The following is a 14,571-nucleotide window of genomic DNA, read 5'->3' as shown; positions in this document are numbered from 1 at the left end:
TTCAGCTAGACTCCCGACAACGCCTCATTCAGCACTGTCGAATCCAGTTTGGACGGCCGGACCGCTGCCACATTCATGGAAACCACGGGCAGGCCCAGGGCCCGCGAATCGCCAGCCGCCACGTGGGGCAGACAGGTCCAGGAAAGCTCCACAGGGCGCCCCCTCCGGTCAGCCACTACGGACAGGTCGATGGAAAGGGTTAGTATCCCCTGTTTTCCTTTCACGCACGGCCGTGGGAGTGGCACCCCATCCACACTAAACTGGAGGTGCTTGCTGAGGTCTGAGGCCCAGGCGCGCAGCCTGCCCACATCGATCCAGACCTTGAAGGAGAGTCCCGCAGGAAACGTGAGCCGGACTTTTGCCTCGGGTCGGGACCAGCGCAGCAGACGGTCTTCATAAGGCTCCAGTGGATAAAAGCCTTTCAGGTCTTCATCTCTAAACCGGCCCACACTTCCGATCTCACGGCACAGGAGCATTCTCGGCACCCGACGCATGTGCCAGGGGAGCCAGTGCCGGAACCAATAGGCGGCCCGTGCCCGGTAGTGCGAGGTGAACTGACCCGGCAGAAGGTTGTTGGCGTGACGGAAGTACACGGGAAATCCGCTCAACTGCCGCCACAGGCCCTGCCCACGGGAGCAACGCAGATGATGACTGAAATCCAGCGGCATCCTGTGCAGGGGCGAAGGGAGACTCTTGCCCAGCAATCGGGTTTCCCATCGCTCCTGAAAAGTGGGCTTCAGATCCCCCATGCAACGAAACGCCTCAACCGGAACCTCAACCTCCAGATGCTTCTGCAAATAGTCCAGGGTGCCCTGCACCCCCTGAACCGCACCCACCGCGGGCGCATGCTTCGCCACCCGACGCCAGTCAATCTTGTCGCCCGCCTGTTGCACGAGGAAATAAGCATCGGCAATCCAGCGCACTGGCGACACGGACTTGTACTGGGGCCCATGCGCGCAGGTGTGAAGGAACTGGTCGGTGGTGCAGGGCACTCCGGCGGGCTCACCATGCAGTTCCAGAGGCTGTCTGCCCTCCCACAGGGTGCGGTCAAAATCTTCTCCCGCAGGCAGGTGACAGAGACGCCAGTGGAGATCGATCGTGGCGTTTGACGGATCCTTGAACGAACAGGCATGGATGCTGGCAGGCAAATCCCGTGGGGAATGAACCTGCGAACGCCAGCCCAGTTCCTCCAACACGTCCATCGCCCGCCCCACCTCGGAGAGAGGTACCAACAGGTCGAAATCGTCCATGGGACGCACGCCGTGGTCGCGATAGACCGTGAGCGTCAGCCCTGCGCCTTTGAGCAACATGCAGGGGATCCCCCTCGCAGCCAGCGCCTTCAGCACTGGCGCCTTGCGGCCCAACACCATCTGATTTTTTGTCCAGAAATTGCGGTAAATCCCCTTCAGCCTCGGCAAAAGAGGATCCGCTGGATCCAGCCCCACGCGCACGAGGTTGCGGTAAAGCAGGCCCAGGAGCCGGAAAGTGCCAGCCTCCAGATAGTCCAGGTCATTCCCCGCCTTCCAGTCTTCCCAGGCCGGCAAGGCCGCTTCCGCTTCCAGAAGGGCCGCCCGCAGCAGCAAGGTTTGTCCAGGCGTGGGCCAGCAGCCTCCCGTCAACAACACGGTGGTGGTGGCAGTGGCGACTGAGGCGGGCATGAGATGGGGACGGTGCGGTGGACTCCCGCACCGGGCTTTCCAGAGGCACGAACCATGCAGACATTTCGTCCCTAGACAAAAATTTTGGCTGGAATTCTGCATTCACTGGTGAAGCCTGCGTTTTCTCCTTCCGCTTGAACCAGATGTCTGCCCGCTACCGCCTCAACGAACCCGATGTCAGCGCCGAAGTCTTCGATGAAGAGGTGTTGGCCATCAATCTGAAGACCGGGCACTACCACAGCCTGCGGGAGTCCGCCGTTTTCCTCTGGCAGACTTTGATGCAGGGGTTCTCCATCCAGGAAACCGCCTCCCGGTTGGCCACCAAGTATCCGGAAATCGCGGCGCAAGCCCTGACGGAGACGGAGAGCTTCGCAAAGCAGTTGGTGGAGGGAGGTCTGGTCGTCGAGGCGCCGGATACGACAAGCTCCGCGGAGGCACCCCCTGCCGAGCCCGCTGGCAAACCCTTCGTCAGCCCTTTGATTGAGAGCTATACGGACATGCAGGAGTTGCTCCTCATCGATCCGATCCACGAAGTGGACGTGTACACCGGCTGGCCTCAGAAACCCGCATCCTGAATTCAGGCATGGCCGTGACTTCTTCCCCAGTCGGACCTTCGGAGATCCGAACGAGACTGGACACCTATTTTGACTCACTGCTCGCCGCCTACGAGGAAGCGACCAGGAGAGCCCCCTGCCATGCCCACACCGGAGCCCTGGCCGAACGACGCCTCGTCGTGCGCACGGTCGGGCAGGCCCTTCAGGAGGTGTTCACGCCATCGCTCACTCATCTCCCCGCCTTGTCCGCCTACCGCCCGGGTGGATTGGAGGTGCTGGCGTGGGACGAGGCAGCCACCGGTGTCGAGCTTCCCGCCCCGCCCTGGACTCCTCCTCCTGTGGGCACCGCCACCTCGGCTCCCAGGCTCACCTTGCCGGAGGGGGGTGAAGGCTACCGCATCAATCTTGCCGAGCAGGACAGCCTGTTCATTCTCTACTCCATCGAAAGAGGTCAGGCGGTGATCTGGGTACGCGATGCCGCCCAGCTTCCCACTTACGTGCATTCCGCCCCGTTCCCCACGCTGATGCATTGGTGGTCCCAACAACAAGGGCTGCGCCTGCTGCATGCCGGATGTGTGGGCACCTCCTCAGGTGCCGCCCTCATCGTTGGGAAGAGCGGCTCTGGAAAGTCCACCACGTCACTGCACTGTGCCCTGAGCGGCTTCTCCTACCTGAGTGACGATCTGTGCATGGTGCGAACCCAGCCCTCTCCACACGCCTACTGCGTCTTCAACAGTGGCAAGTTGTTGCCTGACAGTCTGGCACGTTTTCCAGAACTGGCCGCGCGTTCCCGGGACCCTCTGCCCGGCGTAGAAGGAAAACCAGTCATCTTCATGCATCAGCACTATCCAGAGAGAGTCGCCGTTGATCTCCCTCTGAAAGTGCTGGTCGCCCCCCGGGTGGCGGGCACAGAAGGCACGCGATTCATGCCCATCCCACCCGCAGAAGCGCTCAAGGCCCTGGCTCCCAGCACGCTGCTGCCGCGGGCCAACCCGGAGCCCGCCGCCTTTCATGACATGGCCCGGCTCGTGCGATCCCTCCCGTGTTATCGCATCGAACTGGGCACCCGGCTCGACGAGGTCTCCGCAGTGTTGCGCCACCTCATTGAAATTTCCTGAAACCCATGCGTATCCTCCACTGGAACGACGGTTACTACCCGCGCATCGGTGGCACCGAGACACTGGTCCGCGATTTGTGTCATGTGCAGCAGGCAGCAGGGCATCAAGTCACCGTGGTGGGACGCGCCCTGCCCGGATCACCCGCAGAGGAGGTCATGGATGGCATCCCTGTCTGGCGTCGCCCCGTGCTGGATGAAGAGCTGATTCATCAACCGGGGTTGCTGACCCGGCAGATCAAGGCCTGCGCGGACTACAAGCAGAGGTTCCAGCCCGACATTATCCACATCCATGGTTGCCACATGGCCGGCTGGCTGCACCTGCTGAGCCGCAGCGCAGCCCCCTGCCCGGCCGTGCTCACCCTGCACGCCCCCCTTCACCTCCCCGCCGCGGTACAACGTCGCGTGCTGGAGGAGGTGGAGATCCTCGCTGCAGTATCCGCCAGCATGCTGGCCTCGTTTGCCCCCCAGCTCAAAAACCGGAACGGCCCCTCTCACGTCATTCACAACGGTCTGGCGCTGCCTCTGCCGCCCCCCGCCCCACCCAGGGATGTCACGACGGCCTTGTGTCTGGGGCGCATGGTCAATGAGAAGGGATTCGACATCGCCCTGCGCGCCCTCGCTCAGGTGCCGGGCGTCCGGTTGATCATGGCGGGAGATGGGATCGAGCTTCCCCATCTGCAGAAGCTGGCTGCTGATCTCGGTTTGGATCACCGGGTTGACTTTCGGGGCTGGGTCCATCCGACCGCCGTTTCGGACCTCATCGCCAGCTCGGACGTAGTCCTCATGCCCTCCCGCTGGGAGGAACCCTTTGGATTGGTGGCCCTGCAGGCTGCCCAGGTGTCCCGCCCCATCATTGCCAGCCGCATAGGCGGTCTCCCGGAAATCATTCTTCACGGGACCACGGGATTCCTCGTTCCTCCGGAAGATCCTGCCGCCATGGCGGCGGCGCTGCAGTCGCTCTGCGACCATCCAGAATCTGCCACCCACATGGGCAGCCATGCCAGATCCCATGCGGAACAAACATTCTCCATCGCGTCCTGCGCGGCGGCGTATGAGAATCTCTACACCTCGGCATCCGCCGGCATCAGAGCTTCATGAGAATCCTGGTCTGGCCCGAGTTATTTCATCCGCACATCGGCGGGATCGAGGTGCGCAGCGGCGAACTGGTGGCAGAGCTCTGCCGGAGAGGACACGAGTGTACAGTCATCACCAGCCGCATCCCAGAGACGCTGCCCATTGCAGACACATGGCACAGCGCTCCAGTCCATCGGCTGCAATTTCGACGCGCCATCGCCACGGGCGATCTGCGGGAGCTCCAACAGGCTCTTGCCACCATCCGGGCGGTCAAGGCTACCTTCCAGCCGGATGTCGAACTCGTCTTCGTCTCTGGGCCACTGATCGCGCTGCAACGCATAGCCAGCAGGCAGGCTCCGCGCCCGACCATCGCGAGCCTGCAAGGGCGGATCGAGGAATACACCACCCCTGGCGGAGCCGTTCGCCAGCATCTGAAATCGTGCGAGCTCATCGTCACCGTGTCTCACTTTCTGCATCAGGCGGTTTGCAGGGAAATGCCCGAGCTGGCTCCAAAAACGATCCCGCTCCTCAACAGCCTGCCTGTCTCAGGCGTGCCCCCTCTGCCCCTGCCGCAGGACCCGCCGATCATCATGACGTTGGGCCGGTTGATCGCCGACAAAGGTTTTGACCTTGCTCTGCGAGCCATGCAGCAAGTCCACGAAAAACATCCCGCCGCGAAGATGATCGTGGCGGGCGACGGTCCTGAACGCCAACCGCTGGAGGCTGTCACGTCTGAACTGGGTTTGATAGACTGCGTCCATTTCACCGGCTGGATTCCGCCCGCCGAAGTTCCGGACTTTCTCAATCGCGCGTCAGTAGTGGTGATGCCCTCCCGTTGGGAGGAGGCCTTCGGACTGGTCAGTCTGCAAGCAGCGCAGATGGGAAGGCCGGTGGTGGGCACTCGAGTCGGAGCCCTGCCGGAAATCGTGGTTCATGGAAAAACAGGACTCCTCGCGGACAAGAAGGATTTCACGGGGCTGGCCGAAGCGCTGGACCAGCTGCTCAGCTGTCCCGCTCTCATGCAAGAAATGGGCGATCAAGCCAGGGCACGAGCGCTCACAGATTTCAGTTTTGAGCGCTATGTAACCCTGTACGAGGAGCTGTTTGACCGAGCGATACGCTCTGCGTGACCCCGAATCCCCCAACTTCCACTCCTCAGTCTTTCGCGAACGCAGTGCTGGCAGCGCGCTTTCTCTGCAGGTGTTGCTGAATCATCTGCAGGTAGCCCGGTGCCAGCGTGGGTTTGGTGAGCACCGAGTTGGAGCCGTGCACCCTGCGCAGCACCACCAACTCCTCAGTGGTGGCAAAGTTCAAGCCGACGTGCCGGGCTCGTGAAATCCATTCTACGAACTCCGCATTCGGCAGCGTTTCATCAAACCCACCCACCCGTTCAAAACAGGTCCAGCGGAACGCCACCGCACCAGCCTGCCACCCCTGCACCGCCTTCCCGGTCAGCTCACCGGGATTCTGCCCGGCCCAGGCCATGGCGTCATGCGGAACATTCACCATCCGTGCGCATGCGCCATCTGCATCCGGACTGAAGGCCAGTGTTTTCATCAGCGCCTGAAGGGCCCCCGGTAGCCAGACGTCATCACTATCGAGGAAACAAACCACTCCCTCCTTCACCATATTCAGGCCCGTATTCCTCGCCTTGGCCGTGCCTCCCCTGTTTTCGTGGCGCACGTATTGAAGCTTGTTGCCGTAGGCCTGAACCACCTGCGGGGAGTCATCTTCTGAAGCATCGTCCACGACGATCACCGTCATCTCCGGCCAGTCCTGGGCAAAGACGCTGTCGAGAGCGTCCTTCAGGAATCTGCCATAGTTGCGGGTCGGAATGATGACGGATACTGTTTGCGCAAGGGTCATGAGCAGAAAGTGAGATCGCCTCGGGAAGTGGCAACCACCCATCCTCCCTCGGGCGCAAGGAATCAACTATCGCGTTGCGGACTTTTCAACCGTCTGGCTGCCGTCGAGCTTCAACTGAAAATGGCTGTTGAAATAACTGGCGAGCGCATCGCTCACGGCGCGAGACAGCTCCACCCGTTTGACCGCGGTGTCCCGATAGGCACCCGGCGTCTCCATCTGGATCGCATCCAGGCCGGCTCCGTCCCGGGAGCCATGCGTTTCCGTGCTGTATCCACCGTTGAAGTACAGATCATCCGGCTCCAATTGGCTGGAGGGTGATGGCACGCAGGAGAAACCACGCTGCTCCAACAGGGCACCGAAGCTCGTGGAGCCCCGGATCAATGCCGCGAAGCTCACATCGGTCCGCTCAGCGAGCAGCCGGATGCTGCTGCGCGTCACCAGGTCCGGCGCGTTGAGTTGTTGGTCACTCTGTTGCAGCTCTTTGGACTTGAGCAGGTAGCCCAGCTCAATCCGCGCCTTGGGATGAGCATGCCCATGAATGTCGAGGAAAATGCCCTTGCCGTACTGACTCATCACGGCCGACTCCGCATCACGCAGGAAGCCATGGTATTCCTCCCAGGCGGTCTGCCCCTTGGAGTTACCCTGCGCTGCCTCGCGCACCTCACGATTACAGTCGAGCTTCACTCTCGCCAGCTGACACACCACCAGATGCGGAGCCCGGCCATATTGCTTGAGCATGGCAGCCCGCATCTCCACCGCGAGTTCCAGGGTACCAGTGTCCCGCAGCAGCTTGCCATAGGGCCGGTTGGGAATGTCCTTGGGAAGCAACCGCCCCCCATGCGGTGCCGCAAGTACGACCGGCAGGTCTCCCGGCCAGTATTGGATATAGCCTGTCGTGCCGACTTTGGGATTCTCGGGCAATGGGCTGTCCGCCCAGACCGCCGCTGTGCTCACGATCAGCACAGTCAGCAGAACAAGAAAAAACCCTGCTGGAGCAGGATGACCAGCAGGGGTAAATTTCATCGGTCTATCAGATGAGGGAGCGGGAGTAGCCGCAAGCTTCGCTGGCTAGTCCGTGTCCCGCTTGTCAGCGGTTGGATCGGTCTCAGACTTTGTCTCTGGCTTGGACTCCTCTGGAGAAGGGTCCGCAGAGGTCACCGTGTCGTCAGACTTGGGAGCAAAGTCATTTGCCGTTGAGGATTCGGTAATGATGCTGCTGGCAGGCGCAGGCGAGGCTGCCGTCGCAGCTACCGCCTGCTTTTCCTTCCGCTTGGCTTCATCGTCTTCCTCTTCCTCTTCGTCGGAGTCGCCGGTGTTCCAGGGATTGTAGTTCTCGTTGTCCCAGTCGTCCGCCACTTCAACGGCCTTGGATTCCTCATCCTGTTCCTTGTAGTACTCAGGATAGAGCTGGCGGTCCTTCTTCTCCATGTAGTAGGCCAACCAGATGCAGACCTCGTACAGAACGTACATGGGCACTGCGAGCAGCCCCAGAGTCAGAGCATCTTGAGTGGGAGTGATGACGGCAGCGACCACGCAGATGATGATGGCTGCCCACGCGCGGGAGGTTTTCATCACCTTGTAGTTCAGCACGTCCATTTTCACCAAGGCCATCACCACCACTGGCAGTTCAAAGCAGGCTCCGAAAATGAGGACGAACTGGGAGACAAACTTAACATACTCCACCCGCTCCCAGATCAGCTTGCTTGGAGTAGCCGTTCCCCCTCCATGGGAAGCACTGAGCTGGTTCATCCCCACGCTGAACTCGTAGAAGAACAGGAGCGCGCGCGGGGCGACCACGTAGTAGGCAAACACCACCCCCAACAGGAAGAGTCCGCCGCCCACACCGATGGCCGGGAAGATCACCTTTTTCTCGGTGGTTCTCAGCCCGGGGAGGATGAACTGGAGCAGGAAGTACAGCAGCAGCGGGAATGCCAAGATGACCCCAGCCACCAGGGAGATGTTCATCACGGTCATGAACCCGCCCGTGACCTTGAAATTCTGCAGGTCCACCTTGTCGTAGATGCCCGCCATCATCAGCGGATAGTCGATGATCTTCAGCAGAGACTCATAGAAGAAAAACGTCCCCAAGGTCACCACCAGCAAGGTGACGACCATGTTGACGATCATCTTCCGGAGATCATCCAGGTGATCCAGAAACGGCTTTTCTTCATCGGCACCGCCGAGATCCACTGCGACTTTTTCACGCAGGGTAACGACTTTTTTGAAGATCCAGTTGAACATGGGTGGGAATTCGCGGGAATGAGAAAACGATAAGGACGCTAGGGTTCGCGTGACAGGGGGCTAGACCATGCCATGGGCGGCCATCCTTGCAAACAGGGCGAGGGTAAGCGCATCCTGAATCACATGGCTGGCGACCATCTGGCGCAATTCGGCCCCGGTCACAAGCCGCACTTCGCCAATGTGCTCCCCTCCGACAGGCTGGGGAGTCCGGACGATTCGCACTGGATGAGCGGCAAACAAATAAACGTGCTCATTGGTAAATCCTTGCGAGCCAAAAAACCAGCCCAAAGGAGTAAGCGTGCCCTCTGGGGCGACCACGCACCCCGCCTCCTCATCCAGCTCCCGGTGCACCGTATCCAGGATGGCCTCGTGGGTTTCCCCGTCATCCAGCTGTCCGGCAGGGAACTCCCAGAGGGTCCGCTGCACGGGCAGACGCTCCTGGTGGATGAGGATGAATTTTCCGTCATCCGTGATCGGAGCCACCGCAATCGCGGATTTCCGGTGCGCCACCGTCCAGTGCACGGGGGTCTCCGGCCGGGCGGGGGTGAGGTAGGCACACTCCTCGATCTGGACGTACTTCCCCGGGTACACCATCTCCCCCGGGAGCTTCTTCCAGTCGTCATGGTCGCGGATTTCGCAGAGGGGAAACTGTAGGACAGGTTTGCAACCTGTCGGCTGGACAGGATTGCATCCTGTCCCCTCGCCGCCACCATCGGCACAAGCCCCTTGGATCACACTTCCGTCGCTCTCGGTTTTCATCACGTTTCGAAGTTCCACACTGTACTCGCCTACCGGCAAACCGGCCTTCTGTGGATTCTCCAGGATGTAATCGCGATATTTCCGAAGTTCCACTGCATCGCGAACAATCCGGTCGTGACTTTCCTCCATCCATAAAGCGCCAGAGCGACCAAGAACCTTGTGAATCTCCCGGGCCGAGTGCCGCTTCCAACCGCCGACAATGTCGGAGAGAGCCATTCCAGGCAACGGCTTCACCAAGACGTGGGTGTGATTGGGCATGACCACGAAGCCATCCAAGAGGTAGCGCTCCCCATGAAAGTGCAGGAGGGAATCCACCACCACCTTTCGGAGTCGGGTTTGAGCGAGCAAACATTCGCCGTACCCCCTGTCAAACCACTCCTCTCTTCCGTCCACGAACCTCGCTTGATATTCCGCAAACGTCTTTCCCTTCCAAGGCTCGGGGTGCTGATGGAGCCAGATCTCCAACTCTTCACGCCATTGGGCCAGGATGTGAGTTGGGAGCGAATCCCCTAGCCGAAACGTCACGAAGTACGTTGCCCCTTCCTGCCGCCAGTGGGGCAGATGGCGCTGTTTAACCGTGATGACTTTGTTCCATTCTAGAGGGACAAATAGATCCACAGCAGTAGCAGAGGCAGGATGAAATCCTGCCTCACCAACAGGTTGGAAACCTGTCCTACCGTCACTCACGCCAAACTCTCCCGCCAGTGCTGCAACCTCCCGGCCACATTGGCAGGCGAAGGGGCACCGATACCCTTGCGGGCGGCGAGGGCGGTATCCATCTTGAGCACGGCAAAGACGTCGTCTCCAAACGCATCGCTGAACTGGCGGTAGTCCTCCAGCGACAGCTCGGGGAAGGGACGACCGGTGCTCAGGCAGTGGGCCACCAGCTTGCCAATGACCTCGTGCGCCTGGCGGAAAGGCACGCCCTTCAGCACCAAGTAGTCAGCCAGGTCGGTGGCTAGCAGGAGCGGATCGCTCGCCGCCGCGGCAGCCCGATCACGATTCACATCCATGCCGCGGACCATCTCGGTGAAGACTTCCAGCGCCAGGGTGATCGTTTCCAGGGAGTCAAACAGAGGCTCTTTGTCCTCCTGCATGTCCCGGTTGTAGGTCATGGGCAGGCCCTTGAGGAGGGTCAGCAGGGCCATGAGGTTCCCCACCAGACGACCGGACTTGCCACGCGTCAGCTCTGCCACGTCCGGATTTTTCTTCTGCGGCATGAGGCTGGAGCCCGTGGTGTGGGCATCACTCAGGCTGATGAAGCCAAACTCCGCACTGGCCCAGAGGATGACGTCCTCACTCAAGCGGGACAAATGCACCCCCTGGAGGGCAATCGAAAAAAGCAGCTCCGCCACGAAGTCACGGTCACTCACGGCGTCCATCGAGTTCTGCGTCACGCCGTCGAAACCCAGTTCCTTGGCCACGAATTCGCGATCCAGGATGATCGTGGACCCTGCCAGCGCGCCAGAGCCGAGCGGCATGATATTCACACGCTTCCGAGCATCAGCCAGACGCTCGGCATCCCGGGCGAACATCTCCACATAGGCCAGCAAGTGATGGGCAAAAAGCACCGGCTGCCCACGTTGCAAGTGGGTGTACCCCGGCATCACGGCATCCGCGCCCCGCTCGGCGCACTCCACCAGAGCACGTTGGAGTTCCCTGGTCAGGGCGATCAGGGAATCGATCGCATCCCGGGAATAGAGGCGCACGTCTGTAGCCACCTGGTCATTCCGGCTTCGCGCGGTGTGCAGCTTTGCCCCAGCGGGTCCGATCCGCTTCGTCAGCGTGGACTCGATGTTCATGTGCACGTCTTCCAGCTCCTGGCTCCAGGCAAAGTCGCCGCCTGCGATCTCGTCGCGGATCTGCAACAGTCCGCGCTCGATGGCCTCCCGCTCTGCGGTGGTCAGGATGCCCGCCTTCTCCAGCCCTTTGGCGTGGGCGATGGATCCGCGGATGTCGTGAGCGTAGAGTCTCCAGTCAAATGACACGGACTCGCCGTAGCGCTGCACGAGCGCACTGGTGGGTTGTTGGAAGCGTCCTTTCCACATGGCTTTTAAGGGGGTGAAATGTCTAAATGCAAGGTTGAGGGAGGGCAATGGGGACTTTGTGCCGAATCAGTCCGCCACCACCGGGCCCACCGAGACGAGAATGAGCGTGGGCTTGCCCTCTTCCCGGGCCAGGGCCAGGTCCACCCGGAACTCTGCCTGCCAGTCGTTGATTGCCTCCGCATCCACCAGTACCTGGCAGACCCTCCAGGTGCGCCCGTCCTCGATCGCCTCCACATAGGTGTGGCGCCCATTGCGAGCCTCTGCATCCAGGAGAATCCGGTCGTGCTCGTCGTAATAGGGGTCCATGGCAGCCGCGAGCTTCTCCGCATTCCATTCTGATCCCGGGGCTCCAAGGGCACTGATCGCTGCGCCGTAGCTCTCGGTTGCCAGAGGTCGCAGAAATTTGAAGATCTCCGTGCGAATGAGCGCGGTGAACTCTCGCCTGTTGCGGGTGATGTCTGGTGCCTGCTCCGGTTCTTTCCCCTCCTCAGCCTCTTCGCCCGGTTTCCAGTTCGGATCCCGCAGACGCTCCCATTCATCCAGAAGGCTGGAGTCCGTCCCACGCAGCACCCCGGCCAACCATGCTTCCATTTCCTGCACGGGCTCGGTCTTGAACTGGTCCGGCACCGTCTGGGCCAGCACCTTGTGCACAGAGGACAGATGGCGCAACAGCACGCCCTCCGCCCGGTGGAGTTCATAGTCGTTGATGTAGTCCGTGAAGGAGCGGAAGTTCTCGTACATCTCCCGAGCAATGCTCTTGGGGCGGATGTTCTCCTGCCCTACCCAAGGGTGGGTGGCGGAAAACTCGTTGAAGGTGCTATACACAAACTCCCTGCAGGGTTTCGGATACTCGAGTGCCTCCAGACGCTCGATGCGCTCTTCGTAGGGCACCCCCTCCTCCTTCATCGCCGCCATGGCCTCGTCCTTCACCTTGCTGAGCTGTCTCCGCAGAATGGTGTCGGGATTCTCCAGGATGGACTCACAGAGAGTCATCACGTCCGCCGCATAGTTGGGCGAGTTGGGATCAATGAGGGCCAGCGTGTCTATGAGGTAGAGAGACAGCGTGTAGTTCAAGGAAAAATCATCCTGAAGCGCCACATTCACCCGGAGCTTCTGTCCGCCGGGCTGCCGTTGATCCTTGGGCAGAATTTCGATGATCTTCCGCGTCACCAGAGCGCGAAAGAGCTGCCAGGCCCGGTCGCGATGCTGCTTCTTTGCCGCCGCCGTTTCATGCGAATCACGTATCAGCTTCTGCATGGCCCGGCAGCCGTCGCTTTCGCGGCTCAGCACCTGCAGCAACATGCCGTGTGATACCTGAAACCGCGACTGCAAGGGCTCCGGAGCGGCGGACTGGAGCTTCTTGAAGGTGTCTTCACTCCAGCCCACAAAGCCCTCGGGCGGCTTTTTCTTCACCATCTTGCGCAGCTTCTTGGCGTCCCCACCCGCCTTGGCATCCATCTTGGCGTTCTCGATCACGTGCTCCGGGGCCTGGGCCACCACATAGCCAATGTCATCGAACCCACGCCGGCCAGCACGCCCGGTGATCTGGTGAAAGTCCCGTGCCGAAAGCGTGGCCACCTTCTGCCCGCCGTACTTGCTGAGCCGGGTGAGCACCACGGTGCGGATCGGTACGTTCACCCCCACCCCCAGCGTGTCCGTACCGCAGATCACCTTGAGCAGCCCCTTCTGCGCCAACTGCTCCACCAGCACCCGATACTTGGGCAGGAGCCCCGCGTGGTGGATGCCGACGCCATGACTGAGGTACTTTTTGACCTCCTTGCCATACGGGCTTGCGAATTTCACCCCCACCAGATGCTCCTTGATCGAGGCCTTTTCCGCCTGGGTGCAGAAGTTCAGGCTCATCAAATCCTGCGCGGCCTGGGCCGCATCGTTTTGCGTGAAGTGCACCAGATAGACCGGGGCCCGGCAGGCCCCCACCAGTTCCTGCAGGGTCACATCCACCGAAGTCTCCGCATAGCTGAACTCCAGCGGCACCGGGCGCGTCTGGGAGGAGACGATGGAAGTCTCCGCCCCAGTCAGCCGGATGAGTTCCTTTTGGAAGAAATCCGTCGCCCCCATGGTGGCGGACATCAGCAGAAAGCGCGACTTGGCCATGGTGAGCAGCGGCACCTGCCAGGCCACCCCACGCTCGCGATCTGCGTAGTAGTGGAACTCGTCCATGATCACCTCGCGGAACGGAGCCCCCTCGCCATCCCGCAGCGCATAGTTGGAGAGAATCTCCGCCGTGCAGCACAGGATGGGCGCATGGCGGTTCACCGTCGCATCTCCGGTGGCCATGCCGACATTGTCCGGCCCGAAGTCACGACAGAGCGCGAGGAACTTCTCGTTCACCAGCGCCTTGATCGGACAGGTGTAAACCGACCTGCGACCGCGAGCCAGGGACAGGAAGTGCAAAGCGGTCGCCACCAAGGACTTACCGGAGCCCGTCGGCGTGTTGAGGATGACATTCTGTCCCTCAAAGAGTGCCAAAACCGCCTCCTCCTGTGCCGGGTACAATTCCAGCTTCTTTTCTGCCACATAGTCCAGGAACCGGTCCAGCAGTTCGTCGTTGGAGCAGTCAGGCGTGGTAGGGAGGCGGCGCAGCAGAGGGTGGTCGGACATGAGACGGCCCGCAGTGTCGCCAGAAGCGGCCTGCGGGCAACGGAAGAGTGCATCTCCGGCGGAGGCGTTCTCACATTGCTGACGGGAACGAGCACCCGGTCACATCCACCTGCACGATGGCCTGGCGTGACGAAGCAAACCAAATGCTTTTCTCAAACCAACTCCACGCTGCGCCCTGTAGTGCTCTTCACCACAGGTCTCCGGCGCTGCCTGATGGGAGCAGTTGCCTGGTCAAAGTCGTCCGCCTCCCGGAGGCCGCCAATCATCCTTCCGTCCAGATGCGCCTGCATGGCATAAACTGAGCGGCGGAAAATGTACGCTTGGTTTGCCCCACCACGCGGCATGGAATGCAGGACCGACTCGCCCATCAGGAGTTTGCGCAACCTCAATGCAGGATGATCCAGGGCGAGGCCAGCACCGGTGCGGATGGCAGCCATGAACTCCATGCACTTCTCCGCATTGATCTCGTGGTAGAGCACGGCTGCGGCCAGGAAGGAGGCCTGGGAAATGCCCTTCACACTTTTCTCTCCCATGAAGTCTGTGATGGCGGTGATGGCCACTTTGTGGGTCTCCAGAGCCTGCTTCACCACGCTGTCGGGCGGCGTGCTGCCACTGTTGCTTGAGACGGTACG

General features: G+C 61.0%; 11 protein-coding genes and 1 pseudogene. 4 read left to right on the top strand and 8 right to left on the bottom strand.

The genetic code is table 11. The annotated features are described in order from the left end of the window. Window positions 1–5: 5 nt before the first annotated feature. A complete protein-coding gene (locus tag BV034_RS08385) occupies window positions 6–1,658 on the bottom strand; it encodes a nucleotidyltransferase family protein (protein ID WP_050025987.1) in 1,653 nt (550 codons plus the stop codon). 143 nt (window positions 1,659–1,801) lie between these two features. Here BV034_RS08385 and BV034_RS08380 point away from each other — a divergent pair, with 143 nt between their 5' ends. The 4 genes from BV034_RS08380 to BV034_RS34580 are packed head-to-tail and all read left to right on the top strand — an operon-like array spanning window position 1,802 to window position 5,533. Then, window positions 1,802–2,233, top strand: coding sequence for a PqqD family protein (locus tag BV034_RS08380; protein ID WP_050025986.1), 432 nt, complete (start codon window positions 1,802–1,804; stop codon window positions 2,231–2,233). An 8-nt stretch (window positions 2,234–2,241) separates the two neighbouring features. After that, window positions 2,242–3,330, top strand: a complete 1,089-nt coding sequence (locus BV034_RS08375; protein WP_050025985.1) for a hypothetical protein — start codon at window positions 2,242–2,244, stop codon at window positions 3,328–3,330. A gap of 5 nt (window positions 3,331–3,335) precedes the next feature. After that, window positions 3,336–4,427 carry a glycosyltransferase family 4 protein gene (locus BV034_RS08370; protein WP_050025982.1) on the top strand — a complete coding sequence of 364 codons (1,092 nt, stop codon included), beginning with the start codon at window positions 3,336–3,338 and terminating at the stop codon, window positions 4,425–4,427. After that, on the top strand, window positions 4,424–5,533 hold the full coding sequence (locus BV034_RS34580) for a glycosyltransferase family 4 protein (RefSeq protein ID WP_081887673.1): 1,110 nt from the start codon (window positions 4,424–4,426) through the stop codon (window positions 5,531–5,533). Before BV034_RS08370 ends, BV034_RS34580 begins: the two co-directional genes overlap by 4 nt. 25 nt (window positions 5,534–5,558) lie before the next feature. Here the strand turns inward: BV034_RS34580 and BV034_RS08355 are convergent, their stop codons facing one another. The 7 genes and pseudogenes from BV034_RS08355 to BV034_RS08325 form a co-directional block, all read right to left on the bottom strand. Then, window positions 5,559–6,269: a glycosyltransferase family A protein gene (locus BV034_RS08355; RefSeq protein WP_050025977.1), complete on the bottom strand. Its 711-nt coding sequence runs from the start codon at window positions 6,267–6,269 to the stop codon at window positions 5,559–5,561. A gap of 66 nt (window positions 6,270–6,335) precedes the next feature. Next, window positions 6,336–7,292: an N-formylglutamate amidohydrolase gene (locus BV034_RS08350; RefSeq protein ID WP_050025975.1), complete on the bottom strand. Its 957-nt coding sequence runs from the start codon at window positions 7,290–7,292 to the stop codon at window positions 6,336–6,338. 45 nt (window positions 7,293–7,337) lie between these two features. Further along, complete coding sequence (tatC, locus tag BV034_RS08345; protein ID WP_050025973.1) at window positions 7,338–8,510, bottom strand: twin-arginine translocase subunit TatC; 1,173 nt, start codon at window positions 8,508–8,510, stop codon at window positions 7,338–7,340. Between the two features lie 60 nt (window positions 8,511–8,570). Then, on the bottom strand, window positions 8,571–9,617 hold the full coding sequence (locus BV034_RS08340; protein ID WP_265592778.1) for an NUDIX domain-containing protein: 1,047 nt from the start codon (window positions 9,615–9,617) through the stop codon (window positions 8,571–8,573). Window positions 9,618–9,952: 335 nt separating this feature from the next. Continuing rightward, window positions 9,953–11,317: an argininosuccinate lyase gene (argH, locus tag BV034_RS08335; protein WP_050025968.1), complete on the bottom strand. Its 1,365-nt coding sequence runs from the start codon at window positions 11,315–11,317 to the stop codon at window positions 9,953–9,955. 66 nt (window positions 11,318–11,383) lie between these two features. Continuing rightward, complete coding sequence (locus tag BV034_RS08330) at window positions 11,384–13,939, bottom strand: DEAD/DEAH box helicase (protein ID WP_050025961.1); 2,556 nt, start codon at window positions 13,937–13,939, stop codon at window positions 11,384–11,386. 152 nt (window positions 13,940–14,091) lie between these two features. Next, window positions 14,092–14,571 (bottom strand): annotated as a pseudogene (locus BV034_RS08325) (hypothetical protein); the annotation flags it as partial.

The organism is Verrucomicrobium sp. BvORR034 (assembly GCF_000739635.1).
Taxonomy (GTDB): Bacteria; Verrucomicrobiota; Verrucomicrobiia; order Verrucomicrobiales; family Verrucomicrobiaceae; genus Verrucomicrobium.
This window is presented reverse-complemented; position numbering and strand designations above follow the sequence as displayed.